General features: G+C 46.1%; 1 protein-coding gene. It reads left to right on the forward strand.

Annotation, left to right across the window (positions count from 1 at the left end; genetic code table 11):
• The first annotated feature begins 120 nt into the window (after window positions 1-120).
• On the forward strand, window positions 121-1,407 hold the full coding sequence (locus tag GT019_RS31480) for an IS110 family RNA-guided transposase (protein WP_161747399.1): 1,287 nt from the start codon (window positions 121-123) through the stop codon (window positions 1,405-1,407).
• Window positions 1,408-1,615: the final 208 nt, after the last annotated feature.

Genomic DNA, 1,615 nt, shown 5'->3' on the forward strand with positions numbered 1-1,615 from the left:
CATTGAAGTAAAACATTCCTGTTAAGGCTAAGAAATCACCTTTGTCAAAAAAGGAGCGCCTCGGTATGATGGGTTTGTCCAAGGGTAATTACCCAACACCATCAAGGAGGCGCTCTTATCATGAAGTTTAAACAATCAGAAGCACAAAATCAACGAGTCGAACGAATTACGCCCTCCCATTTAATTGTAGAGATCGACATGGAAAAAGAGACTCATGTGGCACAGGTTACAAATTATCGTGGAATTGTACTGACGAATCGGCATCTATCATTCAGCAACACCATAGAGGGGTTTGAAAAGCTGCAGCGGTGGATGGAAGGTATTCAGCAAAAGCACCGTTTGAGCCAGGTAATCATAGGCATGGAGCCGACAGGCCACTATTGGTGGAACCTAGCCAACTGGCTTACACATAAAGGATTGCAAGTGGTCTTAGTTAATCCAGCAACGACAAAACGCAATAAAGAAAACCGTGACAACTGCCAATTGAAGAGTGACCCAAAAGATGCGCTTGTCATTGCAGATGTAGTAAGCCGAGGCTACTACTATGATCATACGAAACAAACTCACGTATTTCAACGCCTGAGAACACTGATGAGCGATCGAGAGTTTTGGGTTGCTAATAGCGTCCGGTTACAAAATCGCATTATTCGGTGGCTGGATATCCGGTTTCCTGAGTACAGTTCGGTATTTAAGGATTGGACCGTTAAACGATCAATGGCTACTCTGAAGGAATTCCCTGCGCCAGTGGATCTCGCAAATCGGTCAGTACCAGAAATCATAGCGATCTGGAAAAAGCATATGCAAAGGGCAGGCGGTACTACAGGCACACAAAAGGCGGCAGAGCTAATTGCGCAAGCTAAGCGGAGTGTGGGAGACGTTACAGCTTTAGCCGTCGCAAAGCTAGATTTGGCACGTTTAATCTCAGAGTATGAACGAATTACGGAGATGTTAGCAGACATCGAAAAGCAGCTTCACGTAATGTTAGGTGAGATTCCCATGGCCATTCAGATGCGTTCCATAAAAGGCCTTGGACCCATCTTCGTTGCGGCTATCTTAGCAGGTGCAGGTGACCTAAGGCTGTACGCACATGGACGTCAGTTACTGCGCAAAGCCGGTCTGAATTTGGCTGAAAGCACATCGGGGAAGAGGAAAGGTCAGATCGTTGTCTCCAAACGAGGGGACTCCAGTTTAAGAAAATATCTGTATTTAGCGACAATCCAGCTCATTGGAATTAATCCGGTCTTTCAAGAATTACATCGACACAATGTTCAAGTAAAGCACATGAAAAAGCAACAGTCTGTCTTTAAACTCGTGGGTAAAGTAGCGCGAATTTTGATCGGTATGGTCCAGCGTGTAGAAACATTCTCTCCCGAAAAGGCCAGCCATCTCGTTTCACAAGCAGCATAGGGCATTGATCGATCACGTATATTGACTCATTCGCGGGATTTTGAAAAAGAAAGCACGGAGAACCGAGTTACTGCCCGAAAAGGGCTCAGACCCGTCCGCTAAACGCAATCGGTCTCCACACCTTGGATAAGTATGACGATGGAATGTGAGGGCTTAGACCCGTCGAGCCATGGGATGGTAAACACCAGGGCACTTGTGGAGTTTGCGT

Origin of the sequence: Paenibacillus glycinis, assembly GCF_009909185.1 — a bacterium.
Lineage (GTDB): Bacteria > Bacillota > Bacilli > Paenibacillales > Paenibacillaceae > Paenibacillus_Z > Paenibacillus_Z glycinis.